General features: G+C 53.6%; 1 protein-coding gene. It reads right to left on the bottom strand.

Going from position 1 to position 248, the window contains the following annotated elements; genetic code table 11:
- Positions 1–142 (bottom strand): helix-turn-helix domain-containing protein (locus tag SB847_RS21870; RefSeq protein ID WP_410578819.1); only part of this gene is annotated, 142 nt, incomplete at its 3' end.
- Positions 143–248: the final 106 nt, after the last annotated feature.

Raw genomic sequence — 248 nt, forward strand, 5'->3', positions numbered from 1 at the left:
CTGTCGGGCTGCTGTCCCGTCTCTCTATCTTCGAGATCATTGCCTTGCTGACGCCGGAGCGCTCGGCCAACTGGCTAAGACTCAGCCGCTGGGCAGTCCTCAATTCAGAGATGCGTTGTGCAATGACGTCGTCAACAGCCATCGGGTTTCCTTTTTCAAAAATGTCTCATATAGTAGACGAATCGTGCTCTAATGTGAAACCCGAGGCCCCCTTATGCGTACCGTCCATTGCACCGAAGAACGCCATG

This window comes from Bacillus sp. SIMBA_026, from assembly GCF_046535335.1.
In the GTDB taxonomy this organism is placed as follows: Bacteria; Bacillota; Bacilli; order Bacillales; family Bacillaceae; genus Bacillus; species Bacillus velezensis.